The sequence below is a fragment of the Micromonospora sp. KC606 genome (assembly GCF_004348675.1).
In the GTDB taxonomy this organism is placed as follows: domain Bacteria; phylum Actinomycetota; class Actinomycetes; order Mycobacteriales; family Micromonosporaceae; genus Micromonospora.
Window position 1 is genome coordinate 1 of record NZ_SMKN01000369.1, and the last position, 2,497, is coordinate 2,497.

Here is a 2,497-nt window from a genome sequence, read left to right on the forward strand (position 1 = left end):
GGGGAAGGAAGGGACGGCATGGCGACGGATGCGAACCACGAGCGGCCCGCGGGAAGCCCCGCGGCGGCGGCCGTGCACCTGCTGCACGAGCGGGGCGAGTTGCTGGCCACGGTCGAGTCGCTGACCGGAGGGCTGCTCGCCGCGTCGATCGTGGAGATCGCCGGGGTCAGCGGCGTCTACCGGGGCGGCCTCGTCGCCTACGCCACCGAACTGAAGTCGCAGTTGGCCGGCGTACCCGAGGCGCTGCTGGCCGAGCGCGGGCCGGTCGACCCGGAGGTGGCTGTCGCCCTCGCAGAGGGCGGTCGGCGGCGCTGCGGGGCAGACTGGGGGCTGGCCACCACCGGCGTGGCGGGACCGCAGCCGCAGGACGGCAAGCCGGTGGGGTTGGTCTACGTCGCGGTGGCCGGTCCGGTCGGCCCGGCCGTCCGGCGGCTCGACCTCGACGGCGGCCGGGACCACATCCGCGCAGCGGCGGTGATCGAGGTGTTGCGGCTGCTCGTCGAGCGGATCCAGGCCGCCGGCGGCCCCGCGCCGGTCGCCGGGACGGAGGGCGGTGCGGCGGTACCGGAGGCCGGGCGGTGACCGGGTGTTCGGATTTGGCGGGCCGGGGTGGTATGTCGTCGGGCCGGGCACCGGGTACGGTTGCGGGAAGGCTCCGGCGTACGACGTCGGCGTCGGCGCGGCGGGCCGCGTCCGGCGTGGGCGGAGGCCCGGGCGAGAGGTGTTCCCGTCAGGGGGAGGGGCGATGGTCCTGCTACGCCGCGTAATCGGCGACGCACTGCGGGCGCGCCGGCAGGGTCAGCACCGCACCCTGCGCGAGGTTTCCACCGCCGCCAACGTCAGCCTCGGCTACCTGTCCGAGATCGAGCGTGGCCAGAAAGAGCCTTCCAGCGAGCTGCTGGCCGCGATCTGCGACGCGCTGGGCGCCCGCCTGTCCGAGCTGCTGCGTGAGGTCAGCGACACCGTCGCCCTCGCCGAGCAGATGCCGGGAGTGCTGGTGTCGGTGCAGGACGGGCCGGCCGAGCAGCCGTCGGTGCCGTCCGCGGCCACGGTGCGCAAGGCCGCCGACCGGGGTGTTCGCCAGGTCACCTCGGACGGCAAGGTGGCGGTTCAGGTCCGGCAGGAGTCACCACTGAAGGCCACCCTCCGCAGCGCCCGGGTCCGCGCCGGCGAGCGGGACGTGGTCTGCGCCGCCTGACGGCTCTTCGCGTGGCCGGGTCCGCTGCCGCCGCGTAGGGTTGATCGTGGGCCGTGCGCGGGCTCTCCCGCGGTACGGATGCCCGGTTGGCGTCCGGCTGCGACGATGGGGGCACGCCGCGCGGCCAGGCGGGACAGCCCCGTCCGCCGCAGGCCGAGGCGCAGCCACGCTACTGAGGGGATACCGCGGAGATGGCGAACCCGTTCGTCAAGGGCTGGCACTATCTGATGGCGCTTTTCGGTGCCAAGATCGACGAGCACGCCGATCCGAAGGTGCAGATCCAGCAGGCCGTCGAGGAGGCGCAGCGCCAGCACCAGGCGCTGGTCCAGCAGGCGGCCGCGGTGATCGGCAACCAGCGTCAGCTGGAGATGAAGCTCTCCCGGCAGATGTCGGAGGTCGAGCGGCTCCAGGCCAACGCGCGGCAGGCGCTCGTCCTCGCCGACCAGGCCCGCGCCAACGGCGACGAGGCCGAAGCCGCCCGTTACGAGCAGTCCGCCCAGGTGCTCGCCACCCAGCTGGTCTCCGTCGAACAGGCCACCGAGGACCTGAAGACCCTGCACGACCAGGCACTCGGCGCCGCCGCCCAGGCCCGCCGCGCGGTCGAGAACAATTCGATGATCCTCCAGCAGAGGCTCGCCGAGCGCACCAAGCTGCTCAGCCAGCTGGAGCAGGCCAAGATGCAGGAGAGCGTCGCACGCTCACTGGAGTCGATGTCCGCGATCACCGCCGGGGGTAATGTTCCCACCCTCGACGAGGTACGCGACCGCATCGAGCGCCGCTACGCCACCGCCATGGGCCGAGCCGAGTTGGCCGGCAACTCCGTCGAGGGGCGGATGCTGGAGATCCAGAAGTCGACTCTGGACGCCGCCGGGTCGTCCCGGCTGGAACAGATCCGGGCCAGCATGGCCGGGGAGCGACTGGCCGGTGCGCAGGAGCGGCCCGCCGTGCAGCAGCAGACACCTCCGGTGGCCGACCCGGCAGCCGCCAAGCTCGACGAGATCCGGGCCAGCACGGGCCGCGAACGCGGCACCGGGAACCCTAGCGCTGCCGGCTGAGCGGCGGGCACGAGGAGGTACGGGTGGCGGACGAGCGAGCACGACACTTCCGTCGGCTGCGACGGCTGCGGCGCTCCGCCCGGCGGTGGACGGTGGCGGCCGGTGGACTCGGCGGCGCTGCGGCGGTGCTGACCCCGTACGCGGGGATCGGGTTGCCCGACGCGGCCTGGGCCGCTGGGGCTGGTAGCGCGCTGGCGCTGGCCGCCTGGCGCTGGATCGATCTGCGGGCTCTCGCGGCACGCCC

The 2,497-nt window shown here is 74.0% G+C and carries 3 protein-coding genes and 1 pseudogene; all 4 read left to right on the top strand.

Features of this window, described 5'->3' with window-relative positions; all coding sequences use genetic code 11:
• Positions 1-18: 18 nt before the first annotated feature.
• Positions 19-582, top strand: coding sequence for a CinA family protein (locus E1193_RS31035; RefSeq protein ID WP_132186681.1), 564 nt, complete (start codon positions 19-21; stop codon positions 580-582).
• A 163-nt stretch (positions 583-745) separates the two neighbouring features.
• Complete coding sequence (locus tag E1193_RS31040; protein ID WP_132186682.1) at positions 746-1,198, top strand: helix-turn-helix transcriptional regulator; 453 nt, start codon at positions 746-748, stop codon at positions 1,196-1,198.
• A gap of 191 nt (positions 1,199-1,389) precedes the next feature.
• On the top strand, positions 1,390-2,253 hold the full coding sequence (locus tag E1193_RS31045) for a PspA/IM30 family protein (protein ID WP_132186683.1): 864 nt from the start codon (positions 1,390-1,392) through the stop codon (positions 2,251-2,253).
• A gap of 23 nt (positions 2,254-2,276) precedes the next feature.
• Positions 2,277-2,497 (top strand): annotated as a pseudogene (locus E1193_RS31050) (hypothetical protein); the annotation flags it as partial.